The organism is Exiguobacterium sp. s149, assembly GCF_018618395.1.
In the GTDB taxonomy this organism is placed as follows: domain Bacteria; phylum Bacillota; class Bacilli; order Exiguobacteriales; family Exiguobacteriaceae; genus Exiguobacterium; species Exiguobacterium chiriqhucha.
This window is the reverse complement of the sequence record NZ_JACSLZ010000008.1, coordinates 41,921-54,231: the sequence shown is the minus strand read 5'-3', so window position 1 is coordinate 54,231 and position 12,311 is coordinate 41,921. Positions and strand designations below refer to the sequence as shown.

At 54.4% G+C, this 12,311-nt stretch carries 13 protein-coding genes and 1 riboswitch; of the genes, 2 read left to right on the top strand and 11 right to left on the bottom strand.

Annotated elements, in window-relative coordinates:
• Nucleotides 1-28: 28 nt before the first annotated feature.
• The 3 genes from KNP81_RS11420 to KNP81_RS11410 form a co-directional block, all read right to left on the bottom strand.
• Nucleotides 29-1,171, bottom strand: a complete 1,143-nt coding sequence (locus tag KNP81_RS11420; RefSeq protein ID WP_214720034.1) for a hypothetical protein — start codon at nucleotides 1,169-1,171, stop codon at nucleotides 29-31.
• A complete protein-coding gene (locus KNP81_RS11415) occupies nucleotides 1,168-2,379 on the bottom strand; it encodes a hypothetical protein (RefSeq protein ID WP_214720033.1) in 1,212 nt (403 codons plus the stop codon). Before KNP81_RS11415 ends, KNP81_RS11420 begins: the two co-directional genes overlap by 4 nt.
• Before the next feature lie 70 nt (nucleotides 2,380-2,449).
• Nucleotides 2,450-3,622: a MalY/PatB family protein gene (locus KNP81_RS11410; protein WP_214720032.1), complete on the bottom strand. Its 1,173-nt coding sequence runs from the start codon at nucleotides 3,620-3,622 to the stop codon at nucleotides 2,450-2,452.
• Nucleotides 3,623-3,738: 116 nt separating this feature from the next.
• Between KNP81_RS11410 and KNP81_RS11405 the strand changes: the two genes are divergently transcribed.
• Complete coding sequence (locus KNP81_RS11405) at nucleotides 3,739-4,395, top strand: M48 family metallopeptidase (RefSeq protein ID WP_214720031.1); 657 nt, start codon at nucleotides 3,739-3,741, stop codon at nucleotides 4,393-4,395.
• Nucleotides 4,396-4,431: 36 nt separating this feature from the next.
• Here KNP81_RS11405 and KNP81_RS11400 read toward each other — a convergent pair whose 3' ends face one another.
• The 5 genes from KNP81_RS11400 to KNP81_RS11380 all read right to left on the bottom strand — a co-directional run bounded on the left by KNP81_RS11400 (nucleotide 4,432) and on the right by KNP81_RS11380 (nucleotide 9,027).
• The gene (locus tag KNP81_RS11400; protein ID WP_214720030.1) at nucleotides 4,432-5,337 is read right to left on the bottom strand and encodes a methyl-accepting chemotaxis protein; all 906 of its coding nucleotides are present in this window, start codon (nucleotides 5,335-5,337) and stop codon (nucleotides 4,432-4,434) included.
• A gap of 202 nt (nucleotides 5,338-5,539) precedes the next feature.
• Entirely contained in the window at nucleotides 5,540-5,944 is a 405-nt protein-coding gene (locus KNP81_RS11395) for a hypothetical protein (protein ID WP_214720029.1), read from the bottom strand.
• A 34-nt stretch (nucleotides 5,945-5,978) separates the two neighbouring features.
• Nucleotides 5,979-7,235, bottom strand: coding sequence for a hypothetical protein (locus KNP81_RS11390; protein ID WP_214720028.1), 1,257 nt, complete (start codon nucleotides 7,233-7,235; stop codon nucleotides 5,979-5,981).
• An 11-nt stretch (nucleotides 7,236-7,246) separates the two neighbouring features.
• Nucleotides 7,247-8,539: a hypothetical protein gene (locus KNP81_RS11385; RefSeq protein ID WP_214720027.1), complete on the bottom strand. Its 1,293-nt coding sequence runs from the start codon at nucleotides 8,537-8,539 to the stop codon at nucleotides 7,247-7,249.
• 104 nt (nucleotides 8,540-8,643) lie between these two features.
• A complete protein-coding gene (locus KNP81_RS11380) occupies nucleotides 8,644-9,027 on the bottom strand; it encodes a DUF302 domain-containing protein (RefSeq protein WP_131472636.1) in 384 nt (127 codons plus the stop codon).
• 172 nt (nucleotides 9,028-9,199) lie between these two features.
• Here KNP81_RS11380 and KNP81_RS11375 point away from each other — a divergent pair, with 172 nt between their 5' ends.
• Nucleotides 9,200-9,595 (top strand): Spx/MgsR family RNA polymerase-binding regulatory protein, encoded by a 396-nt coding sequence (locus KNP81_RS11375; RefSeq protein ID WP_021067479.1) that lies wholly within the window; start codon nucleotides 9,200-9,202, stop codon nucleotides 9,593-9,595.
• 27 nt (nucleotides 9,596-9,622) lie between these two features.
• Here the strand turns inward: KNP81_RS11375 and KNP81_RS11370 are convergent, their stop codons facing one another.
• The 3 genes from KNP81_RS11370 to KNP81_RS11360 are packed head-to-tail and all read right to left on the bottom strand — an operon-like array spanning nucleotide 9,623 to nucleotide 12,122.
• On the bottom strand, nucleotides 9,623-10,285 hold the full coding sequence (locus KNP81_RS11370) for a methionine ABC transporter permease (RefSeq protein WP_021067480.1): 663 nt from the start codon (nucleotides 10,283-10,285) through the stop codon (nucleotides 9,623-9,625).
• Nucleotides 10,257-11,291, bottom strand: coding sequence for a methionine ABC transporter ATP-binding protein (locus KNP81_RS11365; RefSeq protein WP_214720026.1), 1,035 nt, complete (start codon nucleotides 11,289-11,291; stop codon nucleotides 10,257-10,259). The genes KNP81_RS11370 and KNP81_RS11365 overlap by 29 nt, the downstream gene beginning before the upstream one ends.
• A 9-nt stretch (nucleotides 11,292-11,300) precedes the next feature.
• Nucleotides 11,301-12,122: a MetQ/NlpA family ABC transporter substrate-binding protein gene (locus KNP81_RS11360; RefSeq protein ID WP_214720025.1), complete on the bottom strand. Its 822-nt coding sequence runs from the start codon at nucleotides 12,120-12,122 to the stop codon at nucleotides 11,301-11,303.
• A 72-nt stretch (nucleotides 12,123-12,194) separates the two neighbouring features.
• Nucleotides 12,195-12,299, bottom strand: a riboswitch (SAM riboswitch).
• Between the last annotated feature and the right edge of the window lie 12 nt (nucleotides 12,300-12,311).

Below are 12,311 nucleotides of genomic sequence, written 5' to 3'. Positions count from 1 at the left end.
ATCACATCGATTGGTTCAGGTGTTTTCGTTATAATTGCTTCGTCGATAGAATCACAATCGTCTCATCGAGGACCGTATAATAGGCATCTTCGAACGTTTGCCGCTCGTTTGTCTCGAGATTGAACACGGTCACACCCCCACCTGTCTCATCTGCCGCCGACTCATGGATGAAATAGTTCGAGGCGAGCACGCGCTCGAATGGAGCCGTGTCGAGGAAGCGGGCACCGGTCGTCGCGTCAATCAATTCGGTGTGGTCCGTTGATTCTTCCACTTTAATGAAAATCGTCGAACTAACATCGTCATATGTGAAGTCAATCGGCTCGTAGGCGCCCCAGTCGACCACCGCCACCTCGCGGAGCACGTCCGGAGCGGTCAATTCATAAATCGTCTCCTCGTTCGCCTCGTCGACGAAAGTCGAGAACCGAAGTCGCTTGTCCCGTTCACCCAAGTATTGGACCGTGTCCCCTTCCCCGTGCAGACGAATCAAGTCCTCGAACGGAATCTCGTTTTGACGGGACCTGATCGCCTCGACCGCCTCGTCGAGCGAACAAATCAGAATCGCCTCCGAATGGTCGATCGCATCGTCCGGGGAGACCCGACCGTCTTCGAGTGCCTCGTAATAGGCAAACTCGTCCAAGCGGGCGTTGCAGACGATATATGGAATGCCATCGAGCTCGGTCGAGAACAGATAGAGCTCACGGAAATTCCCGGCATGTCCGACGAGTCGCTCGTCACGGATTCGCTCTTGGAACGACGTCTCCGTATCATACAACCATGCCTCATCGGTATCTCCGAAACTCGTCAGGAAGAGGAAGTAACGGTCCGCGAGAACCCAATAGAGCGTGCTGTTACCACGTTTCTCGAACGTCGCGAGCACATCTTCTCGTCCAGAGCGATAGTCGAACGCAATCAACTCCGTGCGGACGACACCCGTCCGGTCTGGTATCTCATTCAAGAAATAGACGCGGGCGTCACTGACGAAAAGCTTCGAGATCCCATAGTCTTCATAGGCGCGATGACTGATCGGCGTGACGGTACCGTCCGCTTCATCATAGCGATAGATCGAGAAACTCGTCTCGCCGGTCTTCTCTCGATAGTAGATGGACGTTTCGGTGACGGCGATCAAATCCTCATGGCTGATTGGCATGGCACGTGCGTCAACGATTCTCATAGGGCACCTCTCTCATAGGAAGATTCAACCGGCTCGACGGTGACGATACCGGGTGGTCGTTTCGGGAATGAAATCCGCAAATGGGCGAACTCGATGATGGATTGGTGAGGATCGGTCTTCTCGACCCAACGGACGCGTTGGCGGTTCGCCAACGCGTGGCCAATCTTTTCTTCAATTTGGAACTGGGAAATGCCACGATAGGCGACTTCTTGGATATAGGTCGATTCATCAGGCTCGAACTGTTGCCAAATGCCCATCACGAGCTGTCCGAGCGATGAGACCCGTCGCTCAGGCAAACGGACCGTCCGGAGCGTCTGCTCCACTTCCTTCAAACATTCGAGCGGGTCGTCCGCGACGGCGAACAACCGCTTAGCCGAGTTGTTCATGACTCGGTAACGTCGTTTCCCGCTCTCGAGCCGGAGCACTTGTGCATACGGCTCAACCGGAACCCCGTGGAAAAACGTATCTGTCCCACCCCAGGAATAGCCGAAGGCAGGGTCGAATTTCTGAATCGTCTTCATGAAGGCGAGCATGAAATCCTCGACCTCGCGACGCTCAAGCCGTAACCATTCGGCGAGCGCGAGCGTGCCGCGGTCCTTTTTGATGCGATGCACCGGGAAGAATAGGTCCCCTTCGGCCAGTCGATGCGGTTTGAGCTCGGTCCCGTCGGCGCGATAGTCCGTCGCCGGACGACCGCTCCGGCCCGCATAGATAATCCATTCGTCCTCGGTGCTTTCGAACGCGTAGGCTTGGTGCGCCCAAGGTGGTGTCACATATAGGGCCGGATACTCTTCATACGTCTCGAGGTGCAGATAGGAGCGGTCGGTCCACAGTTGCGCGAGCAAGCGCACGATTTCTCCCGTCTCTGATTCTTTCGGTGCGATATAGTTGCCGGTATTGCCGATATACGTCAAGACATGGAAGTCATAGGCGTGATACAAGTGTCGGACGATGCGCTCGAACACGGCGGCAATCATCCGTTCGAACAGCGGATGGTCCTCGTTCCGGTCGACCGATGTCGCATCGACCGTGCACATGAGCCACCCCATGCGGACGTACAGGCGAATCCGGAGCGGATACGAGATCAATGGGGATGATGACGCATGAATCTCCGTCAGACCGAGGTTGGCCATGTTCTCGACTTGTAACGTGAATCCGCTACGCCTCAGTTGTTCCTCCATCTTCTTTTTCCAATTGATCGTCTCCATTCACATTCACTCGCTTTCCGTGGCCATCGTTCTCGTGTGGCTCATTGTGAAATTTTTCCCGTTTCTTGATTCATACAAACGCCTTTCCGTCAGCATGTTCACGGAGACGTTTGAACGCCTCGTCGAGAATGGCGCGGGACGTCCCGAAATTGAGGCGTTCGAACGTCTGGCCCGACTCGCCGAACGGGCGACCTGGCGACAAGAACAGGCGGACGTCCTCATGCAGCCACTTCTTTCGCGCTTCCGGTTCTAAGTTGAGCGCCGCGAAGTCGATCCAAAGGAGATAACTCGCCTCAGGCAGGAACGTCTTCAATTGGGGCAATTCTTCCTGGAACCGCTCGACGAGGTAACTCGCCTGCTCCTCGAGTTCGGCCGTCAACTGGTCGAGCCAACGTTCGGCCCGCGGGTCCGCATAGGCGGCGGTGATGGCCGTGTTCGCGAACGGTGTAGGCAGCACATGGTGTTTGTTCTGTACTTGGATGATCCGCTTGCGCATCGCATCGTCCGGACAGATGATATACGATGCGAACAACCCGGCGATATTGAACGCCTTCGATGGGGCACTCACCGTGATGACATCGTCATCGAGGCGGTTGAGAGCGGTGTGTCGTTGTGACGGATAAGTCAAGTCGGCATGAATCTCATCCGCGACGAGGATGACGTCATGGCGACGCGCCAGTTCGACAACTTGCTTCAGCTCGGCCTCGGTCCATACCCGTCCGACCGGGTTATGCGGCGAGCAGAGCAAGAACAGTTTCGCCTTGCGCATCTGCGTCTCAAGCGCATCAAAGTCCATCTCGTAGCGGCCATCAGTTTGACGGAGCGGGGCATCGAGCAACTCCCGTTTCAACCCGGTCACCAGTTCATGAAACGGTGGGTAGACGGGCGATTGGATGACGATTCCGTCTCCTTCCTCGGTCAACGCCTCGACGATGTGTGTCAATCCAGGCACAACGCCGTTCGAGAACAGTACGTGATCGGCATCGACCTTGAGCTTGTGACGGCGGTCGTACCATGAACTCACGGCGGCTTGCGCGTCTCTCGAGAACAGCGTATACCCGAACTCCCCTGTCGCTGCCCGTGCCGTGAGCGCCTCTGAGATGGACGGCGCTGTGCGGATATCGATGTCTGCGACCCAGAGCGGCAGGACGTCGTCCTTGACGTGGAACCACCGGTCGAGCCCGTCCCATTTCACCGAATCTGTTCCCGTCCGGTCAAGCGATTGATGTAAGATTGATTTCATGTTCATCCCTCCTACTCCTACTGTAACAAAAAACGAGCGCATGAGTCCGCAAAACGATGGCAGATTCGGGGCGTGTCGGCTATAATCGACCAAGATACTTCAAGGAGGTGAACCCGATGACCGTGACCGTCATCCGCCATAAACGCCGGAAACGAGCAGCTTTTTTCGTGACACCGGACGGCATCGAGCTGCGGATTCCGGCGCGACTCCCGAACCGGGTCGTCGAGACGATTTTATCGAATCATGCCGGCTGGATCGCGGAACGCCTCGCGGCACTACCTAAGCGTGACGTCTTGCCCGATGACAGACTGCTTCTTCATGGGGAGACGTTCCCGCTCATCAAATGTGATTCCGAGACGACGTTCCGCTTCGATGGCGAGCGATTCTATTGTCCACTCGCGTGGGACGAGTCCTCGCTTCGGGAAGCGTATGTGGCCTGGCTCCGCGAACGGGCTCTCACTTATGTCACGACGCGTGCGCCCCATTATGAACGTATGCTCGGCGTGAAGGCGAACCGGATTCGCATCGGCCATCAAAAGACGCGCTGGGGGTCGTGCAGTTCGACCGGTACGATTTCCATCAACGTCCGGCTCATGCTCGCTCCAAAAGAAGTAATGGATTACGTCATCGCCCACGAATGGGCCCATCTCGTCCATTTCGACCACTCGAAAGCGTTCTGGTCGACGCTCGCATCAGTCTATCCTGATGTCACCGGCGCGATGGCCTGGTTGAAACAGTATGGCCATACACTGCAAATCAAAAAAACCAATTGAACGTGCCCTTCTCACGGGGCATGTCCGATTGGTTTTTTAGATGGCGGACGTGAACCGCTCGGCCGTGCCGTTCAGTGATTCGGCCGACTGTTCGATATGTGCGAACCGCTCGAGCGTCTGTTCCATGATGCGCACACTCTCTTGGATGTCTGCACTGGAGCGAGTGACACCGTCGACGATCGAGACGAGTTCTTTGTTCATCCCGTCCGTGTTCGCACGCACTTCGATGACGGCACGTTCGACGAGACGTGACAAGCTCCGGACCTCGGTCGCGACGACATTGAAACCGAGTCCGTGCTCCCCTGCCCGCGCGGCCTCGATGGCGGCGTTGAGTGACAACAGGTTCGTTTGGGCGGCAATCTCTTTAATCGTACTGGCGATTTTCGTGATCTCGGCTGCCTGCTCCTGCAAGTTCGCAAGCATCTTCAAGTTCTGATTCGAGTCCGCGTCGAGCCGTTCGATTGTCTGCTTCAGCTGTTGACTCTCCTCCATGCCACGACGGGCCCGGTCGTCAAGGTTATCGGCCATGTCACGAAACGAGCGCGCATATTCCTCAATCGTTTGTTGGCGACTCGTGATGTCGGAGGCGATTTTTACGACACCGACGACCTCGTCTTGTTCATAAATTGGCATATACGTCGCCTCGAGCCAAATCGAGTCACCTCGGGCGTCAATCCGTTCGATTTTGTCGGCCGAACTGAATCCGTCGAACAGCTTGTTCCAAAACGCTTGATAGTCGGGGCTGCTGACGAAACTTGGTGTGCAGAACAAGTGATGGTGCATCCCAATCATTTCATCACGTTTATATTTCATCGCCTTGGCGAACAGATCGTTCACATCGACGACGCGTCGTTGACGGTCGAATCGGATCATCGCCACGTTGGCTTCGAGGGCGCGGAGCACGTCAGGGGATGAGAGGCTAGCGGTTGTTGTCAGTTGCATTCCGATTATTCCTACCTTCTTTTCTCGATTTCCTGTAGTGCTTTCCTCCTGTAATGTAGCGGAATTCTAGTGTACCTTGTGCGAAAAGTCCTGAATAGCATCAGTTTTTGAAATCGAGTCAATATCTTGAATTTGAAGTGTTTTCCAGTCATTCTCGATGAGACCACAATCAAAAGGACCCGTGCTTTGCACGAGCCCTCAATCATTTCGATTTATCGAAGATGGCTTGCAACCGAGTGACCAGTTCGGCCGTGAGTTCGCCCCGGCTGTCCTTCGGATTGATGCCGCCGATTATCTGTTCTTCGTACCAAATCCCGAAGTCGAGCGAACGCTCGGGCGCATCGTCCGGCGTATAGACGAACGTCGCTCTCACATCCGGGTCCCGCTCGATTGGAACGGGTTGGTCTTCCCATTCAACCTCATCCGTCGTTCGATCAAGCTGAGTAATCGTCTCAGCGTCGGTAATGGTGCGTATCGGTCCATAGGCACCATCCGAGTTTAACGGCTGATAGTCGATGCGAGACGGATCCAAGTCTTCCTCGCTACTGGCACAACCGCCAAGAAGCAGTCCCATACAGATGACACATCCTGACAACATGCGTTTCAACAGGGCATCCCTCCTCGATTTACGTCCAATCCATTCATTCGAACGCCTGCGGGAACAGCTGTTGGAACGTCACCGCCCCGGCGCTCGACAGTTTGAACACTTTCCCGGTCTTCACGTCCTTCACATAGACATCGACTTTTTTCGACCGTTGCTGATAACTGACTTCGAACTGTTGACCGAGATTCCCACGCAACAGCGTCAAATACTTATAGTCATTCATTTCACCACTCTTCGTCGACGGGCGCGCGGTCTCGACGGCTTCGACCAACCGATCATAAGCTTTGCCGCTCACGTTCACAGCATCAGGGTAAGGGAGCGGGACTTCCCGGTGATACGGATACTGATGGAGGTAAGCGACCGCTATCTCGTCTTGATCTGCAGAATCGGTCAAGAGAGGGCTCGTTCGATAGCGCATCGACACGGTTTTTGTTACGTTTTGTCCGTCCACGTCAATCGTGACGTCATATAGCGGATAGGCTGTCATCGGTTCCATCGTGCCACCGTTATGGATTCGACGGAAGGTTAAACTGTCAGCCCCGTTGAGCAAATCGGCATCTTGTAAAATGGAGGAGGAATAGCGAGCCTTGTCTCCACCATAAGACTGGAGCAGATGAGGCATGTTCGTGGCCTTATCTCGTCCTAATGCGATAAACACATCGGACGGTCTAAGGTTCGGCAAAAAGTGGAAAGATGGGGTAAAGTACCCCCCTTCTTCAATCCCAATCTCGACCGTGCCACTAAATCCAGGCGAAATCCTCATAAGTGTGACCGGATACGGTTCGATGTCTTGTTCATTGTCATAGAAGGCGTCCGGCTTATGTAACGCAGCCCGTTCATTTTCGGTCGCGATATAGACGGTCGGAAGAGCAGACATTTCAGTTCCGACCTCGTCTTTCAAGTAGGCAGGTCTTTCTGCAAGCTCGACGGCCCGATACCCTTCCATCCCGTCCATCCGGTCTGATTTACAGAGCGCATAGATTGTATCCCCCTCGACATAGGTCACTTCATTAAAACTATATCCATAATAGTCATCATTCATAAGCGGGGCCCGGGTCGCATACGCCATTCCAAGCACGGAAAACGTCTCTCCATTCAGTTCGGACAGGGGTTCACCGTCTTCACATTGGTTCAATATGGCTTCGGCATCCACTACAGGCTCCTGACTGTTCATCGTAACCCGCTCGGCCTGCCAATGCTCCTCGATATGGCCATAGCGGACGACGTCAACGTCTTCCGAGCAGCCTGCCGTCAACCATAACAGTGACAATGCCATCAACGCTCGTTTTTTCATATTCAACCCACTCATTTCTTCTTCAAGTCAGGGAAGTAGGACAAGAACGTCTCGGCCCCTTCGCTCGTCAGTTTGTACGTTTCGTCGGTCGAGCGGTCGGTCACGTAAATATCCAGCTTCTTCGAGCGCTGTTTATACGTCACCTCGAACTCTTGTCCCTTGTGTCCATCGACGATTGTTAAAAGCGGATAGTCGCCTTCATCACCTTGACGCTTCGTCGGTTCAGCGGAATTGATCGCTTGGACGAGGTCATCCATCTCGTTCCCCGCTGCTTTTAAAAGAACCGGGTATGACAACGGAGATTCCGGGTTGAACGGCTGTTGATGAAGATAAACGAGCGGACCGACCACAAGTGGCATGTAGTCTTCGTCAGGTTGCGTCTCGAGCTGCTTTCGTTCCGCTGTCGATAATAAGTCAGAAGTGCGGTATGTGAACGTCATCGTCTCATTGACGACTTTTCCATCACGAGTATAGGTGAACTCATACAATGGATAAGTCTGGTCCGGGACGAGCTCCGCCTCGAGGGGGATGCGCTCGACGCTCAACGCTTCATATGTAAGCCCTTCTGCGGTTTGGTCAATCATCGACTCGAGTGGAGTCACCGAGAAATAAAGATCCGCAAACATGAGCAGCAAATACGGTTTCTCAGTAATCGTGTCGTAACCGATCGCTACTTTGATATCTTTCATGCTGGCCATCGACGGATCGAACGAGAACAACGGATATGGACTCGGCATTCCCCCGATTTCTACTTCAATCTCACCGTACAGAGCCGGGGAAAAGGCGACGAGCGTTTCGAGGAACGGTTCAATCGGGTTGCCTGACTCGTTCAATTCATCGGCATCCCGTAAGGCGGTTTTGGCGGACTTATCGGCCGGACCGACGACTGGATAACGACCGATCGGTGTCCCTGTTGATACGTCCACATCGTCAGGGAACGACTCGATCACTTCCGCCGAGTAGCGGTTCGAGGCCATGTCACGACAAAGCACATAATTCTCATCCCCTTTCATATATGATACGGCCTTGAACGCATACTCCTCACCCGTGTCCGTCATCGGATAGCGGTTCGCCACGATCGTATCGAACACGATCAAGTCGCCTTCCAGCTCGGTCGTCAACTTACCGCTACAGGCTTCAAGCGTCTCATCGGCTGAATGAAGGGAAATCAACTCCTCCTTGGCATACTTGCTGACGGTCCAATGCGCGTCGACGTAAGACAAGTTTACGACGTCCGGCTTTTCCACACCGCAACCAACCAATAAGCCTGTGGATAGTACAAATAAACCGACTAACTTTTTCAAATCATCCGCCCCTCACCATTTATTTGTACCAATTTTACCATTATATTACTTTAGGAGGGAACACGAAAAAACCCGTCCGACGACCTGGACGGGTTCAATGACCGTTACACAGTTTTATCGATGGCTCGGGTCAATCTCGTCTCGACATCGCGTGCTACAGCTTGGAGCGACTCATCCTCGATCAGTTCGATCAGTTTCGTCGGCTTTGGCATCCCGACATGGGTCGACCCGTCTTTCGTGAAGACGGCGAGCTTGCATGGGAGGAAATAACCGCCTTCCCGGTGCGCCGTGATGACTTTTTTCGCTTCTTTTGGATTGCACACTTCGAGGATGCGGTAGTCCCCATCAATCGCTTGACCTTTCTCTTCGAGCGTCTCACTCAAATTGAAGTCCCAAAGCACCCCGAACTCTTCCTCTTTGAGCGTCGTTTTCAGTTTCTCGACGACCGCTTCGACCGTCTGATCGGTCTTGACCGTGTAATCAAACATGTGAACCTCTCCTAAGATGTAGTCTCTCTCGTTTTGTACCCGAAGTGAGGACCGACAAATTGTCTGTTTGGTCGAAAAAAGTATATGTGATTTGAAACATATTCGATGTCCGTCACGTATGTATGAGAGAAAATAAAGAAGTCCAACCTTACGTAAAGGAGAAGTGGTTGCCGTGACGGTCACCGTATTCACACATACAAGCTGCAGTTCTTCCCGTAAGACGATCGATTGGTTACGCGAACAGAACATCCCGTTCATCGAGAAAAAATTGACCGACCAAGGGATGTCATTCACCGAGTTCAAAGATATGCTCCGCCTCACCGAGAACGGGACGACCGACCTGCTGTCCGTCCAAAAGAGCGTGTATAAACAAGCGGCGGATCAACTCGACGAGATGTCGCTCCGTGAGCTGTACAGTTTCGTGGCGTCGCATCCCCAGATTTTAAAAAGTCCCATCGTCGTCGACGACAACCGGATTCAAATCGGGTTCAGCGAGAAAGAGATCCGGACGTTCATCCCGCGCCATGACCGCATCGCCGAATTGAAACGATTACTCGACAACAAGTAAGAGCCCTGCCGAAGCAGAGCTCTTTTCTTATGCCTTCTTGAGTCGGGCCGCCAAGCGGTTGCCGAACGATTGAATCGATTGGACGAGCAGAATCAAGACGAAGATGGTCACGTACATGACCTCCGGCTCGAATCGAAGATGCCCGTACTGATAGGCGATATCGCCGAGTCCACCGGCCCCGACGAGTCCGGCCATCGCGGTCGCCCCGATCAAACCGATCGTCGCGATCGTCAAACCGAGCACAATCGAGGAGCGGGCCTCCCGAATCAATACGTACCAGATGATTTTCCGGGTCGAGATGCCCATCGCCTCATACGCCTCGACGACGCCGCGGTCGACCTCGAGCAGCGCCGACTCCATGAGTCGCGCGATATACGGGGCCGTGAACACGATTAGCGGTAACAGCACGCCTTGGACGCCGATCGTCGTTCCCATGATGAAGCGGGTGAACGGGAGGATGAAGAATAAGAGAATGATGAATGGGATTGAACGGACGACGTTGATGACGCTCGACAAGATGCCGTAGAAATAACGGTTGGCGAGCCGCCCGTGCGGTCGCGTCAAGACGAGCAGCGTCCCGAGCGGCAGTCCGATCAACGTCGAGATGACGAGCGCGATGCCGGTCATCGTGAGCGTCTGAATCGTCCCCGTCCAAATCAAGTCACCCCAATTTTCCCAAAACTGAAGCATGGTTCGTCACCTCCTTCACTTTCACACCGCTCGCCTCTAAGAAACGGACGGCTTGGTCGGTCTGGGCCTTATCGCCGTCCAAATGGACGAGCAGATTACCGACGAGACCACCTTTCAACTTTTTGATGCCGCCCCCGATGATGTTCGGCAGTAAGCCGAACCGTTTCGTCAATTGGGCGAGCACGGCCTGTTCACTTTGATGGCCGATGAACGACAAGTTGACGAGCGTCCCGTGCGTGCTCAATTCGTCGACGACCTCTTTCGGGACATCGAGGTTCGTTTTCAAGAATTTGCGCGTCGTCGCATGCTGCGGGTCAGAGAACACGTCGAGCACGTTCCCTTCTTCGATGATCCGGCCGGCCTCGATAACCGCGACCCGGTCGCAGATGCGCTCGATGACTTCCATCTCGTGGGTGATGAGGAAAATCGTCAGCCCGAGCTCGCGGTTGATGTCGAGCAACAGGTCGAGGATCGACTCGGTCGTCTCTGGGTCGAGCGCGCTCGTCGCCTCGTCGCTGAGCAAGATGTCCGGCTCATGCGCGAGGGCGCGGGCGATGGCGACACGTTGCTTCTGTCCGCCCGACAATTGCTCCGGGTAATGTTTCCGATGGTCCGTCAATCCGACGATGTCGAGATACTTGTCGACACGCTCACGGATCGTGCGCTTATCAAGCCCCTCGAGACGGAGCGGGATGGCGACGTTCTCTTCGACGGTCGCCGTCTTCAGCAGGTTGTAATGTTGGAAAATCATCCCGATGCGATGACGCAGCTTCGAGAGCCCTCGTTTGTCGAGTCTCGTGATGTCCTGTCCTTCGATTTCGACCTGGCCCGACGTCGGGCGTTCGAGCAGGTTGATCATACGGATGAGCGTGCTCTTGCCGGCCCCGCTTCGCCCGATGATACCGAAGATTTCGCCTTTATCGATGGTGAGCGAGACGTCGTCGAGTGCGGTGACGGCACTTTTATTTACCGTGAACGTCTTCGTGATGCCTTTAAGTGCGATCATAGGCCCTCCTTAAAACGCCGGGACGATCGAGCCGTCGAACGTCTCTTCGATGAACGTCCGGACCTCGTCCGAGTGATAGTACGATTTGAGCGTGGCGACGACTTCGTCATCCTTGTTGTCGGTGCGGACGACGACGTAGTTCGGATACGGGTTGTCGACCGTGTCCTCGTGGAACAAAGCGTCCTCGTTGATGGACAGGCCGGCACCCATCGCGAAGTTCGTGTTGATGGCCGCGAGCGCGACTTCCGGGAGCTGGGTCGGGAGCTGCGACGCCTCGAGCTCGATGAATTCAAGGTTGAGCGGGTTCTCGGCAATATCGCGTTTCGTCGCCTTGTCCGTCAAGCCTTCCTTCAGCGTGATGAGTCCCGCTGTCTCATACAGACGTAGCGCCCGCAACTCGTTCGCCGGGTCGTTCGGGACAGCGACCTTGTCGCCTTCTTTTAAATCTTTAATGTCCGTCAACTTCTCTGAGTAGAGACCCATCGGGAAGGCGACGGTCTTGAACACGTCGTCGATTTTATAGTCTTTATCGGCTTTTTGCAGTTCGAGGAATGAGAGCGTCTGATAGCTGTTGACGTCGAGGCTGCCCTCGGCGAGCGCTGTGTTCGGCGTATTGTAGTCGTTGAACACCTTGATATCAAGCTCGAGTCCGTCTTCGGCCGCGAGTTCTTTCACTTTCTCGGCGATCTGTTGGTGCGGCCCGCCCGTGACGCCGATCGTGAGCGACTCCGTGCTGAGCGCCTCACTTGCGTCCGATTGTCCGCATGCTGAGAGCGCGATGGCGGCGAGTAGTGATGTTCCTGCAAGTACTGTTTTCTGTTTGATGTTCATTTGTTTTCCTCCTCCAAAATGAAAGCCCGCTACTCATTCAGAGTGGCGGGCACGACAAGTCAAAGTCGGACACGCTCATCTCCCAGACGATTTCGTCTGTTGGAATTAGCACCATGATCATTACGATCTGGTTGCCGGGTTTCACAGGGCCAGTCCCTCCACCACTCTTGATAAGCAATCGGTCTATTT

Coding starts and splice junctions, on each gene's coding strand:
- KNP81_RS11420 (WP_214720034.1), bottom strand. CDS start 1,171: ATGAGAATCGTTGACGCACGTGCCATGCCAATCAGCCATGAGGATTTG.
- KNP81_RS11415 (WP_214720033.1), bottom strand. CDS start 2,379: ATGGAGACGATCAATTGGAAAAAGAAGATGGAGGAACAACTGAGGCGT.
- KNP81_RS11410 (WP_214720032.1), bottom strand. CDS start 3,622: ATGAAATCAATCTTACATCAATCGCTTGACCGGACGGGAACAGATTCG.
- KNP81_RS11405 (WP_214720031.1), top strand. CDS start 3,739: ATGACCGTGACCGTCATCCGCCATAAACGCCGGAAACGAGCAGCTTTT.
- KNP81_RS11400 (WP_214720030.1), bottom strand. CDS start 5,337: ATGCAACTGACAACAACCGCTAGCCTCTCATCCCCTGACGTGCTCCGC.
- KNP81_RS11390 (WP_214720028.1), bottom strand. CDS start 7,235: ATGAAAAAACGAGCGTTGATGGCATTGTCACTGTTATGGTTGACGGCA.
- KNP81_RS11380 (WP_131472636.1), bottom strand. CDS start 9,027: ATGTTTGATTACACGGTCAAGACCGATCAGACGGTCGAAGCGGTCGTC.
- KNP81_RS11370 (WP_021067480.1), bottom strand. CDS start 10,285: ATGCTTCAGTTTTGGGAAAATTGGGGTGACTTGATTTGGACGGGGACG.
- KNP81_RS11365 (WP_214720026.1), bottom strand. CDS start 11,291: ATGATCGCACTTAAAGGCATCACGAAGACGTTCACGGTAAATAAAAGT.
- KNP81_RS11360 (WP_214720025.1), bottom strand. CDS start 12,122: ATGAACATCAAACAGAAAACAGTACTTGCAGGAACATCACTACTCGCC.